This is a genomic window from Methylocystis sp. SC2, assembly GCF_000304315.1.
Classification (GTDB): Bacteria; Pseudomonadota; Alphaproteobacteria; order Rhizobiales; family Beijerinckiaceae; genus Methylocystis.
In genome coordinates this window covers 2,822,843-2,849,309 of record NC_018485.1, presented here as the reverse complement: position 1 = coordinate 2,849,309, position 26,467 = coordinate 2,822,843, and the positions used below count along the sequence as shown (strand labels likewise).

The following is a 26,467-nucleotide window of genomic DNA, read 5'->3' as shown; positions in this document are numbered from 1 at the left end:
GGCGCCTGCCACCATTCGCCCATCTTTTGGCGCGCGTCTGGCGTATGAAATTCGCGATATGGGCCGCGCACGCCGAGCGAGCTTGTGATGCGCTCGGCGAATGGATTTTCGCCAGCTGATTTGCGGCGCGGCCGTGACGATCGCGGCAAGCGCGAATCGGAAAACTGAGCGGCGCGACGATCAGCCGGCATGCCCGTTGATCGCTTCGCACCTCCCCGCTCAACTTCGCGTGAAACGCAGCCGCGCGGTTGTTCACAGTCGCCTCGGCGGACATTTGACAGATGTCAGACCTACGTGTTAGCGTCACCACTGACGAGCGTCAGAGGATCGACCATGACCTACAGCATCAAACAAATTTCCAGAGCGTTGGGCCTTTCGAGGGCCCGAATAGATCAGTGGATTTCACGCGGTGTCTTCGACCACCCAAATAGACCGGCTCTGGGTCTGGCTCGCGAGTGGGAATTCAGAGACGTGGCTCGGGTCGCTCTCACTGCGGAAATTGCAGAGTCGAAGGTGGGCGTTAGCATCGCAGCTAGCTTTAGCCGCGTTGCAGCCGACAACGAATTTCCGGACTGCTTCTTCGTCGTGTTTCAAAACAAGAGCATTCCTACGGGGCTCCCAGCACAAGACGAGAGGGACATTGAAGCGGGTCTTGTGCAAATCGACCGGTATTGGTGGGCGTGCGAGCTCGTGCAGCGCGAGCGGCTCACTCAGTTTTTTTCTCGGCCTGAGATTTCATCTGCGGTCGTCGTCGACTTGGGGAATCTCATGAGGCGGCTGCAGGCCTCGCTCACATCGATCGATAGCGAGCGCGCAGTGAATGCGGCGAACTGATCTTGTGACGCGCACAGTGATGTTTGTTGCGCCGCTCTAAGCAACGAAAGGAATTGAGCACATGAAGGCCATGCTGAAGAAATCTCGCTTTCCCTCTCCGCCGCTCGCGCCTGTCGAGATGCATACGTCGACCATCGCGCTGATGACGCGCGAATCGCCCCGCGAGAACGCGGCGCGCAAGGGGCCGCCCGGCGCCAATCAGTCGCGCGCGGTAAGCCTCTCGCCTGGCTCATACGACAAGGCAACGCGGACGTTTCAAGTCGTTCTCTCGACCGGCGCGACCGTCAAGCGATTCGGCTTCAACGAAGAGTTGGCTATCGATCCTGCGGCGGTCGACCTATCGCGCGTCGGGCTCGGCCAGGTGAAGTTCTTGGACAGCCATAATCAGGGCTCGGCGAGCGCTGTGCTCGGAACGATCACTTCGGCGCGTTTTGAGGCCGGGCGACTTGTCGGAACCGTGGAGCTCTCCACGTCGGAAGCCGCGCGCGCGCTTGAGCCTGATATCGCTAGCGGCCATTTGCGGGGCGTTTCGATCGGCTATCGCGTCGACCAGTGGACGAATGTCTCGGCTGGCGACGTCGAGACCTGGCGCGCCGACAAATGGGCGCTCATGGAAGCATCGCTTGTCGCCGTTCCGGCCGACGCTGGCGCCCTAGTGCGCTCTGCGCCGAGCGAAGACGATGACCGCGGGCGCGATATGCCGAGCGCGATGACGGCGCGCCAGGCGATGAACCTGATCGACCGGGCAGACTTCTATGGCGAACGCGAACTCGCGGAGCGCATGGTCCGCCAGGGCCATGACGAAGCGACCGTTATGCAGGCCGTTCAGGAATCGCGCCGCCGCGCTGTCGATGTTGCCACGTCCATCGGCGGGCCGCGCGCCAATCTCCACGAAGAAATGAGCAGGGCGGCGCTCGGCGATCGCTCCGACGAAAATCACAGGGGACGATCCTACATGCCCGCGAACGCGCAGACACTCGACAATCCGCACTTCGTTCGTCAGTCGCTCGAGGACGCGCTCTATGCGCGAATGACCGGCAAGCCGCCGGAAGGCGCGGCGCGTCAATTCATCGGCGCGCCACTCTCGGCCTATGACGACATTCTCGCCGAGGCAAGCGGCGAGCGCCGCTCTTGGCTCTCGCGCGGGCATGGAAGATGGTTTGGCGGCGAACGCGGAATGCACACGACGTCGGATTTTCCGAACCTCTTGCTCGGCTCCGGCAATCGCGTTTTGCAGGATCAGTATCAGGTCGCGCAGTCGCCCTTGTTGCTGCTCGGCCGCCAACGTCAGAGCGCCGACTTCCGCCCTGTCAATGTGCTGAAGGTTTCGGAAGCTCCAGCGCTGGAAGAGGTTAAGGAGTCGGGCGAGGTCACATACGGATCGCGTGGCGAGGAAAAGGAGGCGTTCAGCGTCAAAACCTTTGCGAAAATCTTCAGCCTTTCGCGGCAGGCTTATACCAACGACGATCTCGGCGCCTTCGCCGAATTCCTGCAGGCGTTCGGCCGCGCCGCGGCGGAAACGGAAGCCAAGCAGATGGTCGCGCTGTTCACCGTCAACAGCGGCAACGGCGCGAACCTCTCTGATGGCCAGCCGCTGTTTACGACGGGGCGCGGCAACAAGGCGGCAAGCGGCGCGGCGATCGACGTGACGACGCTCTCCAACGCACGGAAGGCGCTGCGCGAGACGAAGGGACTGGACGGCGTGACGCCGATCGGTCTGACGCCGCGCTACATTCTCGTTGGGCCTGCCTATGAGACAATCGCAGAGCAAGTCATTTCGCAGATCCAGGCCAACCAGGTGAGCAACGCCAACCCGTTCAGCGGCAAGCTGGACGTGCTCGTTGAGCCGCGCTTCACCGGCAACGCCTGGCGCGTCTTCGCCGATCCCGCGCAGCAGGCGATCGTCTCCTATGCCTATCTGAACGGCCGCAGCGGGCCCATTTTGGAAACGCGGGAGGGATGGACGACGCTCGGCGTCGAGTTCCGCGCCGTCCTCGACTTCGGCTGCGGCGCGACCGACTGGCGCGGGGCGTATCTGAACGCCGGCGCGTAAAAAGCTTCCCTCGCGCGGGTTTTCGACATTTCGCGCGCGAGGGCGAGCGCGAGCCTATCGGTTAGCCTCGGCTGGGCGGAACGAGATAGATCGCGCTGCCCGCGCGCCCCGACCCGGAAATCGGGGCGCGCGGGGACACAACACCGGAACGGGCGTGACGATGACAGTTGCGGAAAATCGTCGACGGCTAGGGATCACGCCGCGCCTGTTGCGGCGAGAGCGCGCGGCTGCCTATTTGGACATGTCCCCGCCGAGCTTCGACAAGCTGGTCAAGGACGGCGTTTTGCCGGCGCCCAAGAAGCTGCACAGTTTCAAAGTTTGGGATCGCGATGATCTCGACGCCCTCGCCGACTCGCTGCAGCATGACGCCGCGGCGCGGCCGGACGAAACTTGGAGCGACTGAGCATGTCGCCGCGCAAGCTCCCGCCGCACGTCGAAATTTGGGATGATCGCCACGGCAAGCTGCGTGTCTATTTCCGACGCGGCAAGGGTGCCCGCGTCGCGCTTCCGAATGACGTGAATTCAGACGATTTCCGCGCGGCCTATGCGGCGGCGCTCGCCGGCAATGTCGCCGCGCGCAGGGAGAAGCGGGAAACCGCCGGTCCTGGCACGGTCGGCGCCTTGATCCTCTCCTACCAGCAGAGCGCGGGCTATATCGAGCTGCGCGAGACGACGAAGAAGGGCTACCAATCGCGCATCGAGGCATTGCGCTCCAAGCACGCGCACCGCACGCTTTCCGGCATGACGCGCGAAGGCATCGTGACGAAGATCCTCGCGCCTTATGCCGGCCGCCCCGGCGCGGCGCTATCCATCCTAAAAATGCTTCGTGTCCTGATCCGCCACGCGATCGGCATCGGATGGCTGCAGCATGACCCGTCAATCGGCATAAAGCGCCCCAAGGTCGGGGAAATTCGCTCCTGGACGGATGACGAGATTGCGCAATTCGAGCGGCATTGGCCGATTGGAACGCGCGAACGGCTGGCCTTTGCGCTGATGCTCTACACGGGCCAACGTCGCTCCGACGTCCACCGCATGACCTGGGCCACAACGACGGCGACGACGATCGCCCTGACCCAACAGAAGACCGGCGCGCGCCTCGTCATTCCGTTGCATGCCGAGCTGCGCGCCATTCTCGCCGGCGCGCCGCGCGATCACGTGACGATCCTCAACACCGCATTCGGGCGGCCTTTCACGGTCGACGGTTTTTCGCAGTTCATGCGCGACGCGATCGCTGCGGCCGACCTCCCGCTCGAATGCCAACCGCACGGCCTGCGCAAGGCCGCCGGCAGGCGTCTCGCCGAGGCCGGATGCACGGCCCGCGAGATCATGGCGATCCTCGGTCACAAGACCTTAAGCGAGGCGGAACGCTATACGCGTGACGCCGATCAATGGCGCCTCGCTGAAGCGGCCATCGTGAGACTGGAAACAGGGCGAAGAGGGAACAAATCGCCCAACCCCGCCCCGAAGGGTTTGGGAATTGCGCCAAAAACGAAAGGAAAATCAAAGTGATACAAAAGAACGTGGCGCTCCCTAGGGGACTCGAACCCCTGTTTTCGCCGTGAGAGGGCGACGTCCTAGACCGCTAGACGAAGGGAGCGGGAAGGAGCGTTCTATAGACCGCCGCCGCCCGCCGAGCAAGCTGTCCCGCAAGGAGCAGCGCAAGGATCGGCCTCACGCGCCCGCCGAAGTCTTGCGGCCGAGCAGCGTTCGCGTCGCGACGCGCTTCTCCTCGCCCTCGGCGGCGAGATAGAGCGCGCCCTTGGCGCCCTTGGCGCCGCGCACCGCCTCATTGATGCGGTCGATCGACGAGGGCTTTGGCGGCGCGGCGGCGATCTCCACGCGTTCGGCGGCGGGCTTGGGCGCCTGCGCCGGCTTCGCGGCGCGATAATCCTCGATGGCGGTCAGATCGCCGGCGATGACGGCGCCCTTCTCCAATTCGATCTCGCCGTAGGTGATCTTACCCTCGACGCGCCCGCTGGCGCGCACGACGAGCAGCTGCTTGATCTCGATATGATCGGAAATCCAGCCGCTGACGTCGGCTTCCGTGGCGCTGACGTTGCCGCGGATGACGCCGCCCTGCCCGACCTGAATGACGCGCGCGGAGACGTCGCCCTCGATCGCGCCGTCGACGATGATGAGATCCGAGGCCGAGATTTCGCCCTTGAGCGTCACGCCGGCGCCGATATAGGCGACATTCTCTTCCTCGGGCCGAAAGTCCATCGCGTTCTTCGCCATCGCCAAGCTCCTCGGTCGCTCAAATGCGCGGAAAAGCTTACGTTGGGCGCGCCTCAATATCCAACGGAAAAAGCGCCCAAGGCGGCTCAGCGCGGCTCAACCCGGCTTTTCCGTCGTCTCCGACAGCGGATGCAGATCGCGCACCATCGCCCGCATGCGCTCGTCGAGCACATGCGTATAGATCTGCGTCGTCGAGATGTCGGCGTGGCCGAGCAGTTCCTGCACCACCCGCAGATCGGCGCCGTTCTGCAGCAGATGACTCGCGAAGGCGTGACGCAGCGCATGCGGATGCATGTCGGCGGCCGGCAGGCCGGCGGCGCGCGCCAGCGCCTTGAGATCGCGCGCGAAGGCCTGGCGGGTGAGGTGACCGCTGTCGCTGTCGGCGGGGAAGAGAAAGCTCGAGCCGGCGCGCTCCGGCGCCATCTCCTCAAGCAGCTTGCGGTAGGAAAGAAGCGCGCGGCGCGCCCGATCGGTCAGCGGCGCCAAACGCTCGCGCCCGCCCTTGCCGCGAATGGCGATAAAAGGATCGCGCGAATGCGCGGCGGTTTTTGGCAGCGAGACGAGTTCCGAGACGCGCAGGCCGGTGACGTAGAGCGTTTCGAGCAGCGCATAGAGGCGCGCCGCCCGCAGCCGCTCGCCGGCAGGCCGCGTTTCGTCGTCGAGACCTTCGCTCGCGACCGCGAGCAGCCGATCGATTTCCGCCGTGGAAAATACGCCGGGCGCGCTGCGCCGCATCCGTGGTCCGTCGAGCGCCGAGGCGGGGTCGTCGTCGCGATGACGGTCGACGTAGAGGAATTTGTGGAACTGGCGAATCGCCGAAATGCGCCGCGCCACAGTGGCCGCCGACATGCCGCGCGGCTCCAATGAGGCGAGATAGGCGCGGATGTCCTCCGTCGTCGCCGCGCCAGGATCGCCGCCCTTTGCGGAAAGATGCGCGATGTAATCGGAAAGATCGCGCCGATAGGCGTCCTGCGTGTTGCGCGCCGCGCCGCGCTCGGCGGCGAGCATGTCGAGAAAGGCGTCGAGCTGGCGCGCCGCGCCGGCCTTCATGCGCTTAACTCCCCAGCATCATTCCGCACAGGCGTCACGAATGACAGCCGTCACTTGTTCAACCGCTGCGCCGGGATCGTATAGGTCATCTGGCGCGGTTGCGGCGTCACATAAGCGACGAGCGCGACCATGACGCCGTAGACGATCGCGACGATGGCCCCGACGACGATCAGAAAGCGGATGAGACTCGGCAAGGATTCGACTCAGCCCCCATAAACCCGAAGACTCTCTTCGCCCGAACGCGCGTCGATTGCAACCCGCGCGCGATGGTCGGCGCGCATGCGCCAGAAATCATCATCGCTGAGGCGCGGCTGGTCAGAAAGAAGCGTCCATCTTCGAGCGGAAACGCGTCTGAGCGATTCGCGCGTAAATGCGCGCGTGCGGCGATGCGATCGAATTTAGCGCGCCGAAATCAGAAATGCGCTTCGGAGTCTTCGTCCTCGGGGCGAATTTCGTGGCGCATGATAAGCGGCGCCTGCGACAGCGCGAAGACGAGCGTCAGCGGCAATATGCCGAAAACCTTGAAATTCACCCAATCGTCGGTCGTCAGAATTCGGCGCAGGACTTCATTGAGACCAGCCAGCGCGAAAAAGAACAGGCCCCAGCGGATGGTGAGCTTGCGCCAGCCGGCGTCGTCAATGTGGATCGCCATGTCGAAGACGATCGGCAGCAGCAGCTTGCCGAAATAGAGCGCGCCGATCAGGCCGGCGCCGAACAGCGTGTAAAGGATCGTCACCTTCAGCTTGATGAAGGTTTCGTCATGCAGAAAATAAGTGAGCGAGCCGAAAACCAGCACCAGCACGGCGGTGACCACCGGCATCGCCGGCAGATGTCGGGTGATCGCCCATGAGACGGCAAGCGTCAGGACGACGCCGGCCATCAGCACGCCGGTCGCGGCGAAAATGCCATATTTGGAATTGATGACGAAGAACAGCAGCAGCGGTCCGAGTTCCAATGCGAGCTTCAGCCAGGGATTGAGCTTTCGTTTTGCCGCGATGGCCGTTTCCTGCGTCATCTCTCTTAGCTTTCCGCCTCTGACGTTTCTTCAAGCCCCGCGATGGCCCGTGCGAAGTCGCGCGCCGCGAACGGCTCCAGATCGTCGGCGCTTTCGCCCACGCCGATAAAGTGGATCGGCAGGCCGTAAGTCTCGGCGATCGCGACCAGAATGCCGCCCCGCGCGGTGCCGTCGAGCTTGGTCATCACCAGGCCCGTGACGCCGGCGACCCGCTCGAAAACATCCACCTGCTGCAGCGCGTTCTGTCCGACGGTGGCGTCGAGCACGAGCAGCACCGCATGCGGCGCCTCGGCTTCCGCCTTTTTCATCACGCGGACGATTTTTTCAAGCTCGGCCATCAGTTCGGCGCGATTTTGCAGTCGGCCCGCCGTGTCCATGAGCAAAATATCGGCGCCCTGCTCTTTCGCGCGCTTGATCGCGTCGAAGGCGAGCGCCGCCGCATCGGCGCCCTCCGCGCCCGAAACCACCTCGGCGCCGAGCCGCGCGCCCCAGACCTTGAGCTGCTCGACCGCGGCGGCGCGGAACGTGTCGCCCGCCGCGAGCACCACCGTCTTGCCCTCGCCGGTCCATCTTGAGGCGAGCTTGGCGATGGTCGTCGTCTTGCCCGAGCCGTTGACGCCGACGACGAGGATGATGAAGGGCGTTTTGCTGTCGTCGACGACGAGCGGCTGCGCGACCGGCGCCAGCACGCGCTCGACTTCGCGGGCGAGGATTTCGCGCACTTCCTCGGGCTCGATGTCCCGCTCGTAGCGCGCCTTGCCGACCGACTCGGTGATGCGCGTCGCGGCGCCGACGCCAAGATCGGCCCGCAGCAGCACGTCTTCGAGCTCCTCGAGCGTCAGCGCGTCGAGCTTACGCTTGGTGAAAACGTCGGCGACGCCCTGCGTGATCGCCTGCGAGGTGCGCGAGAGGCCGCCGGACAGGCGCGACCACCAGGAGCGCTTTTCCTCCTGCGGCGCCGCCTCGGGCTCGGGCTGGGGCGCCGCCTCGGGCGCGGGCGCGCGCTGGCCGCCGCCAAACAGGCGGGAGAACATGCCGCGCTTTTTGCCTTCGGTTTCCTGGCTCATTCACGGGATGGCCTACACGAGTTGCGGCGAAAGGGCTAGCGGGCGGAGCCCCTTGCCGCGCGCCTGGCGCGAAGGAACAAATTGCCCGCAAAAAGGGCCGCCCTCGCGATGGCGCCGGAACATCCCGTGGGACGCCCGGTTGTTCTCGCATCCGATGGTTCGACGGGAGGCGCCAATGCAAGCCAGGCCGCGACAGCGCTTCGCCGGCGCATTTGCATTGGCGCCGATCGGCGCCATGGCGGCCATGATGGTCTCGGCCGACACGGGCTTGGCGCAGCCCCCGGGATATTCTGGCCAGCCCGGCTGGCATGGACGGGCGCGGCCGCCCGCCTATGCGGGAGACTGCCGATTCCCCTATCCGCCGGGCTACCGTTACGATCTGAAAGACTGGCGCACCGGCTTCACCGACCGCGATTTTTCCTGTTACCGACTCGAGGACGACTGAGCGCCCGGCGTGAACGAGCCGGCGTCCCGGCCCGCTTGCTTCCTCTGCCGAGCGATCGGGTGAAGGGCTTCCTCATCCTGAGGAGCGTGCGCAGCACGCGTCTCGAAGGACGAGGAAGCCCGCTTTCGCGTATTTTTCCTCACCCGATTCCCTGCGTCCTCAAGCCGACGCCTCGGCGCAGCCCTTCGCCATCGCCGCGCGCCCCGCCGCCGCGATCTCTTCCGGCGTCAGATCGCGCATATGCGTCGCGATCGACCATACATGGCCGAACGGATCGACGATCTGCCCGTAGCGGTCGCCCCAGAACATGTCGGCGACCGGCATTTTCGCGCTCGCCCCGGCGGCGATGGCGCGCGCGTAAACCTCGTCGACATTGTCGACCAGGAGATGAATGGTGACGGGCGAACCCTTCAAGGCCTTCGGCCCGAGCGCGCCCCATTCCGGCATTTCGTCGACCAGCATCAGCATGGAGTCGCCGATCCGCACCGCCGCATGCATCAGTCTTCCGTCGGGACCGGGCAGGCGCATCATTTCCTGCGCGCCGAAAGCCTTCTTATAAAATTCGATCGCATCGGAAGCGCCGGCGCAGATGAGATGCGGCGTGATCGATCGCATGCATTGACGATCATTCTCAACAGTGGCGTTCATGCTGTGGGTCCCTTTCTTCAATAGGCGTTTCAGCCCCTAACTTACGCAGCGCCTTGCGAAGCTTTTGCGCTTCGCTTTGTGAAAACTGCGCGTCGAGCGCCGCATGTTCTTTGCGCCAGATCGGCAGCGCCGCCGCGAGCAGATCGGCGCCGGCGCCGGTCAGGAACAATCTGCGCGCGCGGCGGTCCTTCTCGTCAAGTCGCGTCTCGACGAGTCCGCGCCGCTCCAAGGATTTCAGCGCGGCGGTGAGCGTCGTGCGATCCATCGCCAGCGCCTGCGCGAGCCGCCCGAGCGTCGGCGCCCGCGGCGCGTTGAGCGACATCATCAGCGAGAACTGGCCATTGGTGAGTCCAAGCGGCGCGAAGGCGCGATCGAAGCGCCGGGCCAACGTGCGCGCCGCGCGTTGCGCCGCGAGGCAGAGACAGGAGTCGCGAACCTCATGAACGACCTCGATCGGCAGCTTCTTTGACATGGCGTCGTTATGTTGATATCAACTTTTATTGCGTTTGTCGAGCGCTCCAGCAAACCGTCGCCTCATCCTGAGGCGCGGCCGAAGGCCGCGTCTCGAAGGATGGAAACCTCTGCCCCCACAGGCGTATCGCCAAAACGACCGCGGCGAAGCGCCAGCAAAACAACCAGGAGCAGCCATGAGTTCGAAAGCCCGCCCTTCGCCCTCCTGCTGAGGAGCTCCGCAGGAGCCGTCGCGAAGCACGAGGGCGAGCTCCAGAACACGGCGCCTGAAGGTTCCTCGTCCTTCGAGACGCGTGCTGCGCGCGCTCCTCGGGATGAGGAACCTTCACCCGACCGCTCATTGGAAATCTCAGACGCGAAATAGGAGCAGCCATGCAGTCGAAAGTCAGAACCTGTATCGCCTTCAAGGATCAGGCGGAGGAAGCGGCGCGCTTCTATGTCTCGGTCATTCCCAATTCGGCGTTTGAAAGCGCCTTCCGCCGCGCGCCGGACGGGCCGGCGCTGCTGGTCTCCTTCACCCTCGCCGGCGCGCCCTATCAGGCGCTGAACATGGGCTGCGAGCCGAGCCACAATGAAGCCTTTTCGATCTCGGTGATGACCAAGGATCAGCGCGAGACCGACGATCTATGGGACAAGCTGCTCGAAGGCGGCGGCGCCGAGATTCAATGCAGCTGGTTGAAAGACCGTTATGGCGTCCGCTGGCAGATCGTGCCGGAAGCCTTGCCGCGCATGTTCATGGATGACGATCGCGCCGCCGCCGAGCGCGCCTTTCAGGCGATGCTCGGCATGGTGAAGATCGACCTCGCCGCGGTCGAAGCGGCGTTTCGCGGCGACGCCCCTTAATCCGGCGGCGAATAGAACGCCCGCCGGGGCTGCTTCGCAACCAGGCAAGTCTGGAGGCTCGCGGTCCGGGATGCGCCACGCTTGATGCGCGCTTTGGACCGCAAGCCTTCAGGCTGGCCAATGCGCCTGCGACCGACAGACTTATGTCTTGGCGTCGCCTTAAGCCGAGCGCGCGATCGGCGCGGCGTCGCCTTTCGCGGCGACGGCGTTCCACTCCTGCTCCCAGAAGTCGGCGACGCCGAAACGCGCAACGACCGCGCCTCTTTCGTCGAGAACGATCACCTCGTCGAAATCGACGACGTCGAGCGCCTTGGGACTGGAGAGCTCCATCTCGAAGAAGCGGCTCACTTCGGCGATGACGCTCGCCGCGTCGGAGGATTCCCGCTCATATTCACGCAGCGGCTTCAGCTTCACATGGCCGCCTTCGGTCTCGATGAATTTGACTTCGCGAACACGATAAATCGTCATCGTCTGACCCTCGCTCGCGCTGGGCGCATCTCGGTGAAATTGGCTGCGCAAGCGCCGCGTCAAGAGGGATGGCGGGACCGTCGCCGCGGCCGCGCAAGGCGCGCCCACTCCCCCGATGCGCGCATGAGGGCGGAGCGGATCGGGCGCTGAACGTCAGTCGTCACGCAAATATAATCAAACTTGTTTACACTATATCCGCCTCAGACGAACGGGCGCTCTTCCCCAAGCCATTGACAAACCGCACGAATATTATAGAAACAACGCGCAGTTTGTTATTGGCGCGCGATTACCCCCTATTTCTATGCTGGAAACGTTGTAAATATCTCCTCCAACCTGTACTGCCAAAGAGGTTATCATGAGCCTGACTGCCGTATTCCAAGAGTATGAACTCCTCGTGAGGGTCGACGTCACGAACCAGGATGCAAGCATCGCCTGGTATAAAGAAAAATTAGATTTGGAGCTCAACGAAAAATATTTCGTCAAGAACTACTGGGCGCAGGTATATTCTAACGAGTTGCCCCGTTTTCAAATCGGGCTGAATAGCTCCCCCCCGACAAAAGCGGCCAAGGAGGGGCCAACAAAAGAGCCAAAATACGAGGTGACGACTTTCGTCGTCACCGACATTAAGAAAGCCGTCGCCAATTTGAGGGCGAAGGGCGTCGTCGTGACCGACCCCGAACCTCAAGGAGAAGGCGTTCTCCTGTCATATTTTGACGACCCGGATCACAATCACTTCGCCATCAGAGAAAACACCTAGAGCGCTTCCCGATCACATGTGATCGATAAGGAATCGCTTAAAATCAAAATGTGGCGTAACGTAACGGTAGCGGTTTGAATTTGAGAACGGCGTAATCTCCGCGTGGTTCCAATAGGGGGAATCGGCGTGACGCTGCCACGGAGATTACGCAACACATATCGCGACATCGGCGGCTGCGCGGTCGGGCGCCGAATATCAGTTTAACGTTTCCCGGACTGCGACGCGCTTCGGAACGACCGACGGAGACGCCTCAAGGCATTGTTCCGGCGGCCGGCATCAAGCATGGCCCTCGCGTGAACAATCGACGGTTGGGAATGCGCAAGCAAACTGACATTCCCGACGCGCGCGCTTGCCGGCGAGCCACATTTAAATCGCCGGTGTTATTGTCCCCAGCCGATGCGAATTGATTTTCGAAACCTGCAGCCTGCTCAGCCACGCAGGAGTCGGAACTCAGGTTTATTTAGCTCCATTTCAGTTGTCATGGCCGGGCTGGTCCCGGCCATCCACGCCAGGACATCGCGAAGATTCACGCCGAAAAGGCGCGTTCGGCTCATGCTCTCACATCTCAGCACGTCGTCGCGTGGATGGCCGCGACAAGCGCGGCCATGACGCGGTGCGAGGATGGCGCAGGCGTCGGTTACCCGAACGATGGGGAGCGGCTCCCTCAGCCCGGAGGCGGCGAGACGACGCGATCCGTGTCCGGGAGAAACCGGCCGTCGAAGACACTTCTTTGCGCTGCGGCCAGCGACGGCCGGGGGCGTCCCGGACCGCTCGCGCGCCCTTATCGGCGCGTTTTCAGCGCCGCCATGGCCACGCAATCGGTCGCGCCGTCGCCCCGCCGCAATGATCGGAGTCGCGTCAGCGCCGTCGCGCGCATCAGTAATACCGCACGCGTGCGACAATGCGTCCTACAGCGCATCGTATTAATTGGCGAGATTTCTGCTTTGCCAAGTCTCCGGCAAGATAACGGGCCCGGCCGCCGCTCAGAACAACTCCGGTGAGCTTACGTTTGACCCGGCTTGTCCCTTAAACGCCGAACCATGTCTGAGTTCAGACAAAAGGGAGCGAAAATCGTGGCCAACGTGACATTCTCATCACCCGTCCTTGCGCGAGACATTACTGTCTATGCGATCGCTGGAGACCGGGGCACGATCCTGGCTGTGGCCAAGGCCCATAAAATCCCCATTCCCTTCGACTGTCAGGACGGCGAATGCGGCTCCTGCCTTGTCGAGGTCACGCAACTCAGTCGCAATCCCAAATACGGGATCGCGCTGACCGAGAAGGAAAAGGAGATGCTGCGCCAGCTCGGCAAGATCACCAAAGCCGAGATCGAGGCCGCCGAAGTGAGCGACATGCCGCCGCGCTATCGCCTGGCGTGCCAGTGTTTCGTCCGTAACGAGGACATCCTCGTCAAGTTCGAGGGCGATCAAACGCTGCCGGCGCAAGGCGCCCATATCACCCATGCCGCGAAGCGCTTCACCGGCGGCATCGAGATCGCCACGGTGGATGAATTCATCGGATACGCTGTCAAGGTCGAAGAGGACGCGGCGATCCATTTCGACGAACTCGCGGGCATGATGGAAAGCTGCGGCAACGCGGAAGTCGCCAAACTGTTTCGACAGCTCGCCGGCTTTTCACGTCTGCATCTCGCCGAGGCCAGGAAGCGCGCGGGATCGATCGACCTTTCGGCGGTCATTCCGCCCGATTACGTGTGGCCAAATCATGCGACCCCGGAGCGCACCGAAATCTGGGCCGCCGATCCAACGCTATCGCGGCTCGACGGCTTGAAAGCCGCCCTGCAGGGCGAACGGCGAGGCTACGAGTTCTATCGGGCCGTCGCCGCCAAAACCAAATCGCCGGAGATCGAAGCGATGGCGAAGGAATTCGTCAAGGAAGAGGCCGAGCATGTCAAAATTCTCGAAGCCTGGATCACGCGCGAAGAATGGACGATAAAGAACCCGCCAAGCGCCAACGCTTGAGCGAGGAGCCTAATCGGCTTGAGGCGGGGGCGGCCTTTTTGGCCGCCGCTCGCTTGCAAATCTGAGTTCAGCGCGCGAGGGGGAGACATGGAATCGGTCGAGGAATTTCTCGCTTATGCAATCCATCTCGAATTCGAAGCGGCCAGCCGCTACGGGGAATTGGCCGACGCCATGGAGTCAGGCGGCAATCACGAAGTCGGCAAACTGTTTCGTCGATTGGCGGATTATTCCAGACTGCACCTGGCCGAGGCGCAGGCCCGCGGCGGCTTTCGCGAACTGCCAAAGATGAAGCCGGATGAATTCGTATGGCCCGGATTGGAGAGCCCGGAGACAGCGGCGATCTGGGCCGCCGATCCGTTTATTGGACGCGAAAAGGCTCTTGAGATTGCGCTCGACGCGGAAACGGCAGGACTCGATTATTACAAACATGTCCTCGACACGACGACCGACCCCGAGATCAAGACCCTCGCCGAGGAGTTTGTCGCAGAAGAGCGTAGTCATGTCGCTGAACTGAACAGGTGGATCGCCGCGAACAAAGCCGGGAAAATGCTGACCGTCGATCCTTGAGGTCATCGTTTCGACATCAGCGCACTTGCGCCACCACCATGGCGACGTCGTCCGACGCCGGCGCCTCGCCGCGGAAGGCGCGCACGTCGGCGAGCACCGCCTTGATGAGGTCGCGCGGCGAGAGGCGGCGATGCTGCATGAACGCGGCGGACAGGCGTTCGAGCCCAAAAAAGTCGCCCTGGCGGTTTTGCGCCTCGGTGATTCCATCGGTGTAGAACAGCAGCTTGTCGCCCGCGGCGAGTTCGAGGCTTCCCTCCTTGAAGTCGACCGCTCGCACGACGCCGAGCACCAGGCCGTCGGCGTCGAGCTGCACGCACACGGCGCCGTCCGCGCGCAGCAGCAGCGGCGGATTTTGGCCGGCGTTGGCGTATTGCAGCGTGCGCGTCTGCGGCAGGAAGCGGCAATAGAACATGGTGATGAAGAGGTCCGCGGCGGTCAGGTCCTCGTGCAGCAGCTCATTGAGGTCGCGCAACAGCTCCGCCGGCCCGCTCAAGGCGTTGGTCGCCTTTCGCGTTTCGGCGCGCAGCGTGCTGCGCACTTCGGTCATGATCAGCGCGGCGCCGACGCTATGGCCGGAAACGTCGGCGATGACGATGTCGATCACGCCGGAATTCTCGAAATAGTCGAAATAATCGCCGCCGACATGCGTCGCCGGCACGCAGATTCCGGCGATCTCCATATGCGGGGTGCGCAGCGGCGCGTTCGGCAGCAGCGACAGCTGGATCTGCTTGGCGATTTCCAGTTCGTGGCGATTCTCTTCCACGCGCCGCCGATCGGAAATGTCGGCGTGGACGCTGACGAAATGGGTGATGCGTCCCGCCTCATTGGCGACCGGCGAGATGGAGAGCTCGTCCCAGAAGGAGCTGCCGTCCTTGCGGTAGAATTTCACCACCACCTGGCAGCTGGCGCGATGAACGATGGCGTTGCGGATCTCTTCGAGCGCCGCAGGATCCGTCTCCGGCCCGCGCAGCAGATGCAAGCTGTGTCCGAGCAGCTCTTCGCGGGTGAAGCCGGTGATCCGGCTCAGCGCCGGATTGACGTAGATGTTGGGAACGCGGGGCGCCTGCGCGTCCCAGACCGCAATGCCGATCGGGACGGATTCGATGGCGCGGTTGCGCACGCGCAGCGCGTCTTCGAACGTCTTGCGCGAGGTGATGTTGTGGTCGACGCCGCGCCATTTCACCAGTCGGCCGGCTTCGTCGAAGATCGGCGCGCCGGTCGACTCGGTGAAGACGTCGCCGTCGTTCTTGTGCCGATAGTGGTTGACGACGCGATGGAAGGCCCGGCGCAGCGCGATGGCGCTCGGCGCCGTCTTGAGAGCGGCGTCTTCCGCGCTCTCCTTGGCGAAGAGATCGAGATAGGTCTTGCCGACGACCTCTTCGGGCGTCATGCCGAGCACGTCCTCGACGGCGCCGCTGCTATACGTGTAGCGGCCGTCCGGGTCCTGCTCCCACAGCCAATCGCCGGCCATGTCGGCGATCTGCCGGAAACGCTGTTCGCTCTCGAACAGCGCCTCCTTGTCGCGCTTCTGTTCGGTGATATCCTGCTGAATGGCCAGATAATGCGTGATCTCGCCGTTCGCATTGCGCAGCGGCGTGATGATTTCGGAGGCCCAATAGAGCTTGCCGTCCTTTCTTCTGTCCTGGATCTGACCGCGCCATTCGACGCCGGCGCGAATGCTCTCCCAAAGCCGCCGATATTGATCGCCCTCGGTCCGCTTCGACTGAAGCATCCGCGGATTCCGGCCGATGAGCTCATGCGGCGGATAGCCGGTGAGGCTGGCGAAACGGCTGTTCACATATTCGATCTCGCCATCCTTATTGGTGATCATCACCGCGATCGGACTTTGTTCGACGGCGGCGGAGAGCGTCAACAGCCGATCTTCGGCGCGCTTGAGCCGGGTCAGATCATGGGTGACGCCGACGAAGTAGCGCGTGCCGTCGAGCCGGATTTCGCCGATCGAGAGATACATCGGGAAGGTCGTGCCGTTCTTGCGCCGGCCGACCACCTCGCGGCCGACGCCGATGATCTTCTTGACGCCGGTTTCCTTGTAGGCCGAGAGGTAGCCGTCATGCGCCTCGCGATAGGGCGACGGCATCAGCAGCTTGACGTTTCTTCCGAGCGCTTCCTCGGCGCGGTAGCCGAACAGCTTCTCCGCGCCTCTGCTGAAGAGCAATATGTCGCCGGCCTCGTTGATCACGACGAGACCATCGACCATGCCGCCGAAGATGGTATCCAGCTTTTTCGTCGTCTCGACGAGCGCATTTGGCTCATTCGGCCCGTCGAGCGAACGAAGTTTGACCAACGATCCGCCATCGCCATTGCCGGAAAGCGCGTCAATTTCGCAGCGCACGTCAAGCGTTCGTCCATCCTTGCGCCGTATGCGCAGGGACAGCCGCTCGCGGGCGCGCGGCGACGGCGTCGGAGGCGCGCAATCATCGGCGTCTGGCGCGAGAAGCCGCGGAAAGAAAGGCTGGCCGCGAAGCTCCCTCTCGCAATAGCCGGTGAGACGTTCGGCGGCTCGGTTCATCGATCGCAGGGCGCCTGAAGCCTCGAGGATGCAAAGAGCCTCATCGAAAGCGTCGAGAATGGCGCGATCGGCCGCGACGGTTTCCATGCGCTACGAAGCTCCTGCGTCCGAGGACGCGCGGCTTGGCTTCCGCGCCCTGTCCGCGTCCCCCGCCGAGCGGCTGCGATATGCGGCGTCGCACGCATCGACCAGCGCGTTCAGCTCGGCGACGAAGGCTGCGAAGGGCATCAGCGTCGTTAAGAGCGACGCCTCCAGTTTGAACACCAGCCGCTCAAGCCCGGCGAGGCGAAACTCGAGCCCGACATGTCGAAACAAAGCCCGCGCGTCGGCGACGCCGCTCAGCAACTGCATGGACGCGATGCGCGCGGACGCGTCCCGCATTCGCGCGTCGAGCGCGGCCTGCAACTGCTGCTCCCAAAGGTCTCTCGGCTTCACGTCCGCGAGAAGGGCGGCCAGCTTTTGCAATCCAAATAGCGTGGCGGCCTTATCAAAATATGCGCCGGCGACTCGCATATCCGCTCCCGATTCGCGGGTCAGCGCGACGAGGAAAGGAAAATCCCGCAGCCGATCGAAATAGGGCGCCGCCGCGGACGGATCGCCCGGCGCTTCGCTCACGCCTACGCGTTCGCGATAGGCGCGCAGATCGGAACGCCAGCGCTCGATGTCTTCGTCGTCTGGGCTCAGCCGATGCCCGCGTCGCATGGCCCAGTTGCACATATACGCCAAAGCCGCTTCGAGCTGGAGGATCAGCCCATACTGACGCGCGGCGTCCAATTCGCGGCTTTCGCGAAAACTGGCGCGCCATCGGTCGCCCTCGAAGATTCGATCGAAGGACAGATAGAGCTTGACGGCATAGCTGAGCAGAGTTGGGACCAATCCCTCGCCCAGCAGCAGGAAGCAAACTCCCGCCTGATCGACGACCTTGTTGCAGATCATCGTGACGGCGATGTCCCGCGCGAGCGAATGACTCCTGATCCGCTCCGAAAAATGAGACCGCAGATATTCGGGAAAATAGCTCGCCAGAAATTCATACGACCAGGAACCCTGCAGAAACGCCTCGTCCTCCAGCAGCCTCTGCTTTAGCGCCAGCTTCGAACTGGCCATCAGCAAGGCGAGCTCCGGTCGAGTCAGCTCCTTCGTCTCGCGCGCCGAGACATCTTTTCGTGTCGGGAAGGCTTCTGCCGCTGCATTGACATAGCCGGCGTTTTCAAGTTGCTCCGCGAGATCCATGAAGGGATCGAGATTGATGCGGCACCGCGCTTGGTCCAATGACAGGCAAAGGCTCTGTCGGTCGTTGTCCTGCAATACGGACGCGCAAACCTCCTCGGTGAGGGATTCGAGCAAGCGATTGGGATCTGCGACGTCTGGCGTGTCTTGGTCCGGCCGCGTGTGCAGCAGAGTCTTCAAATTGACTTCGTGATCGGAGAGATCAACGCCCGCCGAATTATCGACCGCGTCGGTATTGATCCGGCCGCCTCTCAGGGCGTATTCAATGCGTCCCCGCTGCGTAAAGGCGAGGTTGGCGCCTTCGCCAACGACCTTGGCGCGAAGCTGCAGCGCATCGACGCGCGCGCCGTCGTTGACGCGATCGCCGACGCTTTCATTCGTCTCCGAGCTCGCCTTGACATAAGTGCCGACCCCGCCCATCCACAACAGATCCACGGGCGCGATCAAGAGCCAGCGGACCAGCGCTTCGCCGTCGATCGCGCTATGCCGCACGCCAAGCCACGCCCGCACCTCGGGGCTTAGCGGTATATCCTTGGCGTCGCGCCGATAGACGCCTCCACCGCGTGAGAGCAGCGCCGGGTTGTAGTCGCGCCACGTCGACTGCGGCAGTTGGAACAGACGGCGTCGCTCGGCGAAAGAAACGAGCGGATCCGGGTTGGGGTCGATGAAGATGTACTGACCGTCGAACGCGCCCAGCAGCCGAATGTTCGGCGTGTGCAGCATGCCGTTGCCGAAGACGTCGCCATCCATGGAGCCGACGCCGACGACGGTCATCGGCTCCGCATCGACATTGCGGCCGAGTTCATGGAAGTGTCGTCTTACGCAGACCCAGGCGCCGCGCGCGGTAATGCCCAGTCGCTTATGATGATAGCCATGTACGCCGCCGCTCGCGAAGGCGTCGCCGAGCCAGAAGTCGTAGGATTGCGAAATCTCATTGGCGACGTCGGCCCAGGTGGCGGTGCCCTTGTCGGCCGCGACGACGAGATAAGGATCAGGGCCGTCATAGGCGACGAGCGCCGGCGGCCGGACGATCTGTGAATCTTTCAGATTGTCGGTGAGATCGAGAAGCCCGCGCAGGAATTGCGAATATGCCTCCTTCCCGAGGCGCTGGCGCTCCGTCGCGTCTACAAAGGGAAGTTTCAGAACAAAGCCGCCCTTGGCGCCCTGCGGCACGATGAGGGCGTTCTTGATCATCTGAGTCTGCATCAGCGCCAGGACTTCGCCGCGAAAATCCTCGGGCCGGTCGGACCAGCGTATCCCGCCGCGCGCCACCTTGGCGCCCCGCAGATGCACGCCTTCCATCGAGGGCGAATGAACATAGATCTCCGCCATAGGCTTTGGAGCCGGCATGTTGAACACGCCGAGACTGCTGATCTTTAGAGCAATGAACTTCCGCGCCCAATCGCCGCAAAAATAGAAGTTGGTGCGCACCGTCGCGTCGATGAGATTGAAGAGGTCGCGAAGAATGCGATCATCGCCGCTATCCGTGACCTTGTCCAATACGTCGACAAGCTGCGCCCTGATCGGCGTGAGCGACTCCAGCTCGATCTCAAAGGAGTCGCGTCCGCCGCGATCCGGTTCGAACCGCGCTTCGAAGTAACGATAGAGCAGCTGGGCGACCGCCGGACTGTGCAAAAGCGCGCGATAAATGCGGGCGCGTCCGATCCGCAGGCCGAGCTGCTGATAGTAGTTGCCGTAGGCGCGAAAGAGATCAATCTGCCGCCAATCCAGCTGGGTGACCAGGATCAAGCCATTCAAGGCGTCGCTCTCAACCTCGGCTGAGAGCACGGCTTTGAGCGCCTCCAACAATCGACCATGCGATCGCGCGACGCTCGCGCCGCTCCGCATGGCGGGCTCGACGATGAAGCTTCGAATAAACCGCGGCCCGATGCTGAGATTGAGTGCGAGCTGAATTTGATCTGCGACGCGCAGTCCGAGGTTCTGCAGCATCGGCAGAAGTTCATCCAGCGCATGGTCTTTGGCGCCGATCAGGCGAATTTCATATCGGGCGACATCGGCTCCGAGGCCGCGCAGCCGACGCAATTCGACGATCTCGCGCTCGTCTCGGTTGGCCGCGATCAGCGCGAGATCGCGCGCGGCGCGCCAAGCCGGCACCAGGTAGCGATAGGATTTGGGCAATGCGTCAAGCGCCTCGCCGGAAAGATTCAGCCCAGAACGGCGACCGGCGCGGCGGAGGAAATCCCGCACCGCAGAATCCCAGTCCCCGACGCGGGGCGTTTCAGACGTCAATGTGTCCGGAGAGCGAAGCACAGGCGACCATCAGCTAGGCGATCTTCTTGCGCATTTCGAGAACATTGCCCGACTCCGTCTTGTGATATTGAACAGAGTCCATCACAGAGCGAATGAAGAATATGCCGCGGCCGCGTTCGCGAAGTTCGTCGAACGCCGGCGTCGGCAGAGCCGCAAGGTCGAAACCTCCGCCGTGATCGAAAACCCGAACGAAAAGGTCGGCGTCCTCCAGCGAAAAGGAGATCCGAACGGAGTCGGTCGAATTCGCCGCAGAGCTATATTGAATGGCGTTGGCGACGGCCTCGGTCAGCGCAAGATTAAGGTGAAACGCGAGGGTGTCGCGCGTGTCCTCCGGAACGTCCAGCTCTTTCGCAAGCTGCTCGGCGACTGCGCCAATGAAACGCAGATATCGCGTCTGGTTGGGAACGACGATGTCCAGATTGACGATTGTCTCGCACATCTCGATCCCCGCCCACCCCATTCGCGCACTCACGCGCTCAGCGCCAGCTGCAAGCTTGGATAGATATCGAAAACACGATGCAGTCGCGTCAGTTCGAACATCGACCTGACACGCGGCTGCAGACCCGCCAAAGCGAACCCGCTCGAGCGCAAACTCGCATTTTTGTAGCCGGAGAGCAGCGCCCCCAGCCCGGAGCTGTCGATGAATTGAACGCGCGCCAAATCAATGACGACGTTTTGAGCGCCGCCTTCGAGCGTCTTTAGCACCACGTCCTTGAGCTCGCCCGAGTTGTGCGCATCGATGCGATCCTCCTGGATGCTCAGAACGGTTCGGTCGTCTCGCACTTCCTTCGCTACTCTCATTGTCCAGTCTCAGCTCGGTTCATGGCCACAAGGGCTCCTTGGAATAGATATGTCTGCGGCGCCCGATTAACAGGGCTTAGCGCCCAGCTTGCGGCGCCGACGCTTCGACAAAGCTTCCTTGCTCGAACGCCTGGGCCAGATCGGCGATAAGATCGTCCGGATGTTCGATGCCGATCGATGCGCGAACAAGGGAGGGCGTGATCCCGATTTCCCGCCGAGCCTCTTCGGTGAGTCCGGAATGCACGGTGGTCGTCGGATGACAAACCAACGATTCGGTGCCGCCGAGGCTGACGGCGAGCTTGAAGATCTGCAGCCGGTTGAGGAAGGCGAAGGCTTCGGCTTGTCCGCCCACGACCTCGAAAGAAAAGGTGGAGCCGGCGGAACTCGACTGGCGCGCCATCAACAAGCGCTCGGGATGATCCGCCGGCAGCAGCGGCGGATAGTGAACGCGGGCCACCCTGGGATGAGCGGCGAGAAAATCCGCGACGATCGCCGCATTCTCCGCCGCCCGGTTCATGCGCAAAGACAATGTCTCGAGCGAGCGGCCAAGCATCCAGCAGGAATGCGCGTCGAGCTGCGTGCCGATGGCGCTGCGCATCGCGCGAATGGTCTTCAGATGCGCGCAGGAGCCGACGACCGCGCCGCCGATGAGATCGCTGTGCCCGCCGACATATTTCGTCAGCGAATAGAGCGACAAATCGGCGCCGTGCCGGAGGGGCGACTGGAAAACGGGGCCGAGCAGCGTGTTGTCGCAACAAATGACCGGCCTCGCGTCCTGTCGTTCCGCGATGTCTTCGGCGATGCGTCGCACCAGCGCGATATCGACCAGGCTGTTCATCGGATTGGACGGCGTCTCAATGAAGATCATCGCGATGCGTCCGACGTCCATCGCGCGCGCGGCCGCGGCGCGGATATTGTCTTCGTCGAGCCCATCGGTGAAACCGACGCCGGTCAGCCCGAACGGCGCCAGCGTCTTGTCGATGAGAACTTCCGTGCCGCCATAGAGCGGACGGCTGCGCAGAATTGTTTCTCCTGGGCGCGCGAAGGCAAGAATCGTGGTGACGATCGCCGACATGCCGGAGGAAAAGACGAGACCGCATTCGGCGTGCTCGTAGATCGCCAGGCGGTCCTCGACGATCTCGAGATTGGGATGGTTAAACCGTGAATAGACCAGTCCGGATTCTTCGCCTTCCGGCGGCGCGCGACGGCCGGCCATATAGTCGAAGAAGTCGCGTCCCTCTTCGGCCGTTCGAAACACGAAGGTCGACGTCAGAAACACCGGCGGCTTAACCGCGCCTTCCGAGAGCGTCGGATCATAGCCGTAGCCGAGCATCAGCGTTTCCGGCTGAAGCAAGCGGTTTCCGATGCTCGCCTTATGGTAACGCGCGCTGTCCATGGATGTTTCCTCGGCTGTCGCCGCGCTCGAGATCAGGCGGCGCCGCCACAGTAAATAGCGCGCTAAATCGGCTTCGCCCGCGCCCGCGGAACATTCGCCTCGGCCACCTCGGCCAGCGCCGCCAACGCCGCGTCGATATCGGCGGCCGTGTGATCCGCGCTGATCTGGAAGCGGATTTCTTCGTCGCCCCGCGGCACGACCGGATAGGTCAGCCCCGTAACCAGAACGCCGCGCCGGCGCAGATGTTCGACAAGCGCGACGGTGCGGGCGCTGTCGCGGGTCACGAGCGGCGCGACCGGATGCTCCCCGGGCAGCGTCTCGAAGCCAAGCCTGACAAGCCCCGCCTTGAAGCGTGCGGTCATGGCGCGCAGATGCTCGAGCAACGACAGGCCGTTCGGACTGTCCAGGATGTCGATCGCCTTATGCGCGGCGGCGGCTTCCGCCGGCGTGATGGGGTTGGAGTAGACGTAGAAGGGCGAGCGCTCGCGCAAGTAGCGGATGAGGATTTCGTCGCCGACGACATAGCCGCCATTGACGCCGAAGGCCTTGCCGAGCGTCGCCACCAGAATGTCGACCGGCGCTGACCGCGTATATTCCTCCACGCCGCGCCCGGTCGCGCCGAGCGCGCCGACGCCATGTGAATCGTCGACGACGACGATCGCGCCCTCCGCGAAGGCGTTATCGCGACTGCGCGCCAGCGTCATGATGCGTTCGAGCGGCGCGTGATCGCCGCGCATGCTGAACACGCCGTCGGTCACGATGAGGGCGCGGGTGCATGATTTCGCGGTCTCGTCGAGACATCGCTCGAGTTCGCCCATATCAAGATGTTTGTAGATCCGTTTCTCCGCAGGCGCCGCAAGCGAGATCGCGTTGATGATGCAATTGTGGTTGAGTTCGTCGCTGATGACGGCGGTCTTCTTGCTGACGAGCTGCGGAATGAGTCCCGTGACCGCCGCATAGGCGGATGAAAAGATGATCGCGGCCGGACGCGAATGAAAGGCGGCGAGCCGACGCTCCAAGGCGACGTGAGGCGACCAAGTTCCGCTGATGAAGCGCACCGCGCCGGGCCCGGCGCCATAGTTCGTCGCCGCCGCGTCTTCGGCGTCAATCACCTCTTCGCGCAGCGACATGCCGAGATAGTTATTGGCGTTCATGCGCAGGAACGGCTTGTCGCCTTCGCCTTCGATGAAAAAGCGCGGACCGTAGCCGTCACGCGGCGCAACGACGCCACAGAGCACGCTTTCCGCGCCCTTGAGCAGCCCGGCCTGCGAGAGTTCGCCGAGCTGCGCGGCGAGCGCCTTAGCCAAACCCTGCATTGGCATTGGGGACCTCGTCAGAATTCGGATCGTCAAATGGATCTGTGGCCGCGCCAAGACGCGCGAGCATATCCCGCGTCATGGCGGCGAGATCGAAGCGCGGCGCAAACCCCCAATCTTCCCGCGCCGCATTGGCGTCGAGCGACTGCGGCCAGGAGTCGGCGATCGCTTGGCGTAGCGGGTCGATGCGGTAGTCCACGGCGAAGGAGGGCGCGTGTTTGCGAATTTGCGCGGCGATGTCGCGCGGCGTGACGCTCATGCCGGTGACGTTATACGCATTGCGAAACCGCAGGCGCTCGGGATCAGCCTCCATGAGCTCCATGATCGCGCGCGTCGCGTCCGGCATATACATCATGTCGAGACGGGTCTCTGCGGCGAGGAAGCAGGAATAGCGCTTGCGCCGAACAGCGGCGCGAAACATTTCGACGGCGTAGTCGGTCGTGCCGCCGCCCGGCGGCGCCGCGGAAGAAACGAGACCCGGCAGGCGCAATCCGCGCGCGTCGACGCCAAAGCGCGTCGCGTAATAGTCGCACAGCAATTCGCCGGCGACCTTGGTGACGCCGTAGATGGTCGTGGGCCGCTGAATCGTGATCTGCGGCGTGCCGCGGCGCGGCGTCGAGGGGCCGAACGCCGCAATGGAGCTCGGGAAGAAAACCTTGCAGCCAAAGCGGCGCGCCGCCTCCAGCACATTGTAGAGGCCGCTCATATTGACGCTCCAGGCGTCTTGCGGCCTGTCCTCGGCGACGGCCGAGAGCAGCGCGGCGAGATGGTAGACGACGTCGATGTCGCGCCGGCGCATCAGATCGGCGACCGCGTCGGCCTGCGTACAGTCGAGGCGCTCATAAAGATCGTCAGATGGCCGCGCCTCTGCGAGGTCTGAGGCGATGACCCGCGCCGCGCCATATCGCTTGCGCAGCGCCGGCGTCAGTTCGGCGCCGATCTGGCCGAGGGCGCCCGTAACCAGGATGCGTCGCATGCGCCTTCCGATACCGCGGCGCCTCCGCCCATGCGTCGAGCGCCTACTCCTCAGTTATGGCTGGTTTCCGCCGCGCCAATAGGCGCGGCGCCCGTTTTTGACGGTTGAACCGAAGCGGCGCGATCGACGCCAAGCGCCTGCAGGCTGGCCTCTAAGGAGCGCGTCTCCGCTTCCTCATAAAGCGCAAGCTCATTGAGGACCGGCGCGCCGAGCGCCGCCTCGAAGGCGCTTTGGTCGGCGCGCTCGATGCGTTCCTCCGCGCCTTGCTCCCCGAGGTTGGAGCGGAAAATGCCGGCGGCGCTGACCGGCAGGAAATCCTCGTAAGCGATCGGTTCGGCGCGCAGAACGCCGGAGCGCAGGAGATCTTCCAATGAAACGGAAGACGAGGACTCCCCTGCGCTCGCGCGTGGATCGGCCGAATAGCGGAAGAAGGCGAGCTTCTCCCTTCGCAGCGCGTCGCCATCGTCGGGAAAAGCCGCAAAGCGCCGCGCTAGCTCTTCGTTGAAGGCGCGCGCATTGGCGCCGTCTGTCGCCAGCGGAACGGCAGCCTGAGCTTCGGCGAGAAGCCGGTCGTAAAGCGCGCGTCCCTTCGCGGTCAGCGCTGCGCCTCTCTGCTCGATCTCGCCAAAACGCGCCGCATGGGCGCCCGTTACGCGCCGGCCGTCTTCCTCGATGAATTCGACAGGCTCGGGGCGCGCCCTGAAGCTCGTCTGGCGCAACAGGATCGGGCAGCGGCGACGCGGCGGCCCTTCGATGATCGCTTTCGGGCTCATCTCACGCGCGGCCATCGCGTGGTGCGCTGCGTCGATATCGAGCGCGTGCAAGGTGAGATGGTTGATATGCGGCCCCTTGAAACAAACGATGTCGGCGAGCAGCGGATGCGTCGCATGCAGCGTCCCATAGACCGCCGATGAAACCGTCGCCCGCCCGTTCCAGCGGAATATTTTTGCCGCTTCAACAGCGAACGCGCGCGCCTCGTCATCGTCGAACCCGCGCCTTTCGTAGAGATCGATCAACTCCCGACAACGCGGCGTAAAGATGTCTCGCCGAGCGAGAACCTTCGTCGCAATCTCACGCGCTTCCGCGTCAGAGATGAGATCCAGCCGGAGAAGCGACGTGAAGATTCGAAACGGGCTGGCCCGCAACGCGGCTTCGCCAATTGGCCGGAACGCCGTCGAATGCACCGGAATGCCGGCGATCGACAGATCGTAATAGCCGACGGGCGCCATTCCCATGATCGCGAAGAGCCGGCGCAGCGTCGAAAGCTCCTCGGCCGTTCCGACGCGAATGGCGCCATGACGCTCGACGTCGAGCCGTGCGAGTTCCCCGCCCTCAAGAAGGCGCCGCTCGAGCGGAGCATCTCTGGCGAGAGTCTGTCGATTCACCTCGACGACAAGCGCCTTCATCGCCCGATACTGCGGCGCTTCGGTCTGATACATGTCCGAAATTGCCGAGGCGAACATCGCGCGAGTGGCGTCAGCGGAAGCCGTAGACTCATTCATCGCAGCTCCGACCGTC

Annotated in this window: 25 protein-coding genes and 1 tRNA gene; 9 read left to right on the top strand and 17 right to left on the bottom strand. The window is 63.3% G+C overall.

The window, feature by feature from the left end:
- Window positions 1-333: 333 nt before the first annotated feature.
- The 4 genes from BN69_RS13805 (at window position 334) to BN69_RS13790 (ending at window position 4,396) form a co-directional block, all read left to right on the top strand.
- Window positions 334-834, top strand: coding sequence for a hypothetical protein (locus BN69_RS13805; RefSeq protein WP_041926977.1), 501 nt, complete (start codon window positions 334-336; stop codon window positions 832-834).
- Between the two features lie 61 nt (window positions 835-895).
- Window positions 896-2,887, top strand: coding sequence for a prohead protease/major capsid protein fusion protein (locus BN69_RS13800; protein WP_014892243.1), 1,992 nt, complete (start codon window positions 896-898; stop codon window positions 2,885-2,887).
- A 154-nt stretch (window positions 2,888-3,041) separates the two neighbouring features.
- Window positions 3,042-3,290 carry a helix-turn-helix transcriptional regulator gene (locus tag BN69_RS13795; RefSeq protein ID WP_014892242.1) on the top strand — a complete coding sequence of 83 codons (249 nt, stop codon included), beginning with the start codon at window positions 3,042-3,044 and terminating at the stop codon, window positions 3,288-3,290.
- A gap of 2 nt (window positions 3,291-3,292) precedes the next feature.
- Window positions 3,293-4,396 carry a tyrosine-type recombinase/integrase gene (locus BN69_RS13790; protein WP_014892241.1) on the top strand — a complete coding sequence of 368 codons (1,104 nt, stop codon included), beginning with the start codon at window positions 3,293-3,295 and terminating at the stop codon, window positions 4,394-4,396.
- Between the two features lie 12 nt (window positions 4,397-4,408).
- Here the strand turns inward: BN69_RS13790 and BN69_RS13785 are convergent.
- From BN69_RS13785 to ftsY, 6 genes are all read right to left on the bottom strand, one after another.
- Window positions 4,409-4,484: transfer RNA gene (locus BN69_RS13785), tRNA-Glu, on the bottom strand.
- Between the two features lie 74 nt (window positions 4,485-4,558).
- Complete coding sequence (locus BN69_RS13780; RefSeq protein WP_014892240.1) at window positions 4,559-5,122, bottom strand: bactofilin family protein; 564 nt, start codon at window positions 5,120-5,122, stop codon at window positions 4,559-4,561.
- 96 nt (window positions 5,123-5,218) lie between these two features.
- A complete protein-coding gene (locus BN69_RS13775) occupies window positions 5,219-6,172 on the bottom strand; it encodes a tyrosine recombinase (protein ID WP_014892239.1) in 954 nt (317 codons plus the stop codon).
- Between the two features lie 50 nt (window positions 6,173-6,222).
- Window positions 6,223-6,366, bottom strand: a complete 144-nt coding sequence (locus BN69_RS13770) for a hypothetical protein (RefSeq protein ID WP_014892238.1) — start codon at window positions 6,364-6,366, stop codon at window positions 6,223-6,225.
- Window positions 6,367-6,584: 218 nt separating this feature from the next.
- Window positions 6,585-7,187, bottom strand: coding sequence for a septation protein A (locus tag BN69_RS13765; protein WP_014892237.1), 603 nt, complete (start codon window positions 7,185-7,187; stop codon window positions 6,585-6,587).
- Window positions 7,188-7,192: 5 nt separating this feature from the next.
- Window positions 7,193-8,254, bottom strand: a complete 1,062-nt coding sequence (ftsY, locus tag BN69_RS13760; protein WP_014892236.1) for a signal recognition particle-docking protein FtsY — start codon at window positions 8,252-8,254, stop codon at window positions 7,193-7,195.
- Window positions 8,255-8,429: 175 nt separating this feature from the next.
- On the opposite strand from ftsY, the gene BN69_RS13755 reads away from it, so the two are divergent.
- Entirely contained in the window at window positions 8,430-8,699 is a 270-nt protein-coding gene (locus tag BN69_RS13755) for a hypothetical protein (protein ID WP_014892235.1), read from the top strand.
- 159 nt (window positions 8,700-8,858) lie between these two features.
- Here the strand turns inward: BN69_RS13755 and BN69_RS13750 are convergent, their stop codons facing one another.
- On the bottom strand, window positions 8,859-9,347 hold the full coding sequence (locus tag BN69_RS13750) for a VOC family protein (RefSeq protein WP_041926975.1): 489 nt from the start codon (window positions 9,345-9,347) through the stop codon (window positions 8,859-8,861).
- Window positions 9,331-9,819 carry a MarR family winged helix-turn-helix transcriptional regulator gene (locus BN69_RS13745; protein ID WP_014892233.1) on the bottom strand — a complete coding sequence of 163 codons (489 nt, stop codon included), beginning with the start codon at window positions 9,817-9,819 and terminating at the stop codon, window positions 9,331-9,333. Before BN69_RS13745 ends, BN69_RS13750 begins: the two co-directional genes overlap by 17 nt.
- 371 nt (window positions 9,820-10,190) lie before the next feature.
- On the opposite strand from BN69_RS13745, the gene BN69_RS13740 reads away from it, so the two are divergent.
- On the top strand, window positions 10,191-10,661 hold the full coding sequence (locus BN69_RS13740) for a VOC family protein (RefSeq protein WP_014892232.1): 471 nt from the start codon (window positions 10,191-10,193) through the stop codon (window positions 10,659-10,661).
- A gap of 159 nt (window positions 10,662-10,820) precedes the next feature.
- On the opposite strand, the gene BN69_RS13735 is transcribed toward BN69_RS13740, so the two are convergent.
- The gene (locus BN69_RS13735) at window positions 10,821-11,129 is read right to left on the bottom strand and encodes a hypothetical protein (protein WP_148277123.1); all 309 of its coding nucleotides are present in this window, start codon (window positions 11,127-11,129) and stop codon (window positions 10,821-10,823) included.
- 355 nt (window positions 11,130-11,484) lie between these two features.
- On the opposite strand from BN69_RS13735, the gene BN69_RS13730 reads away from it, so the two are divergent.
- The 3 genes from BN69_RS13730 (at window position 11,485) to BN69_RS13720 (ending at window position 14,432) form a co-directional block, all read left to right on the top strand.
- Window positions 11,485-11,886, top strand: a complete 402-nt coding sequence (locus tag BN69_RS13730) for a VOC family protein (RefSeq protein WP_014892230.1) — start codon at window positions 11,485-11,487, stop codon at window positions 11,884-11,886.
- 1,073 nt (window positions 11,887-12,959) lie between these two features.
- The gene (locus tag BN69_RS13725) at window positions 12,960-13,865 is read left to right on the top strand and encodes a ferritin family protein (protein ID WP_041927394.1); all 906 of its coding nucleotides are present in this window, start codon (window positions 12,960-12,962) and stop codon (window positions 13,863-13,865) included.
- An 87-nt stretch (window positions 13,866-13,952) separates the two neighbouring features.
- Window positions 13,953-14,432: a ferritin-like domain-containing protein gene (locus tag BN69_RS13720; protein WP_014892227.1), complete on the top strand. Its 480-nt coding sequence runs from the start codon at window positions 13,953-13,955 to the stop codon at window positions 14,430-14,432.
- A gap of 16 nt (window positions 14,433-14,448) precedes the next feature.
- Here BN69_RS13720 and BN69_RS13715 read toward each other — a convergent pair whose 3' ends face one another.
- From BN69_RS13715 to hglS, 8 genes are all read right to left on the bottom strand, one after another.
- Complete coding sequence (locus BN69_RS13715) at window positions 14,449-17,049, bottom strand: PAS domain S-box protein (protein ID WP_014892226.1); 2,601 nt, start codon at window positions 17,047-17,049, stop codon at window positions 14,449-14,451.
- Between the two features lie 3 nt (window positions 17,050-17,052).
- Entirely contained in the window at window positions 17,053-20,397 is a 3,345-nt protein-coding gene (locus tag BN69_RS13710) for an NAD-glutamate dehydrogenase domain-containing protein (RefSeq protein WP_244434953.1), read from the bottom strand.
- Window positions 20,398-20,473: 76 nt separating this feature from the next.
- Window positions 20,474-20,899, bottom strand: coding sequence for an ATP-binding protein (locus tag BN69_RS13705; RefSeq protein WP_014892224.1), 426 nt, complete (start codon window positions 20,897-20,899; stop codon window positions 20,474-20,476).
- 29 nt (window positions 20,900-20,928) lie between these two features.
- Window positions 20,929-21,261, bottom strand: coding sequence for an STAS domain-containing protein (locus tag BN69_RS13700; protein WP_014892223.1), 333 nt, complete (start codon window positions 21,259-21,261; stop codon window positions 20,929-20,931).
- 76 nt (window positions 21,262-21,337) lie between these two features.
- Window positions 21,338-22,657 (bottom strand): cystathionine gamma-synthase family protein, encoded by a 1,320-nt coding sequence (locus tag BN69_RS13695; protein ID WP_014892222.1) that lies wholly within the window; start codon window positions 22,655-22,657, stop codon window positions 21,338-21,340.
- A 62-nt stretch (window positions 22,658-22,719) separates the two neighbouring features.
- Entirely contained in the window at window positions 22,720-23,973 is a 1,254-nt protein-coding gene (locus BN69_RS13690; RefSeq protein WP_083858770.1) for an aminotransferase class I/II-fold pyridoxal phosphate-dependent enzyme, read from the bottom strand.
- A complete protein-coding gene (locus tag BN69_RS13685; RefSeq protein ID WP_014892220.1) occupies window positions 23,957-24,949 on the bottom strand; it encodes an NAD-dependent epimerase/dehydratase family protein in 993 nt (330 codons plus the stop codon). The genes BN69_RS13690 and BN69_RS13685 overlap by 17 nt, the downstream gene beginning before the upstream one ends.
- Before the next feature lie 50 nt (window positions 24,950-24,999).
- Window positions 25,000-26,451, bottom strand: coding sequence for a 2-oxoadipate dioxygenase/decarboxylase HglS (gene hglS / locus BN69_RS13680; protein WP_014892219.1), 1,452 nt, complete (start codon window positions 26,449-26,451; stop codon window positions 25,000-25,002).
- Between the last annotated feature and the right edge of the window lie 16 nt (window positions 26,452-26,467).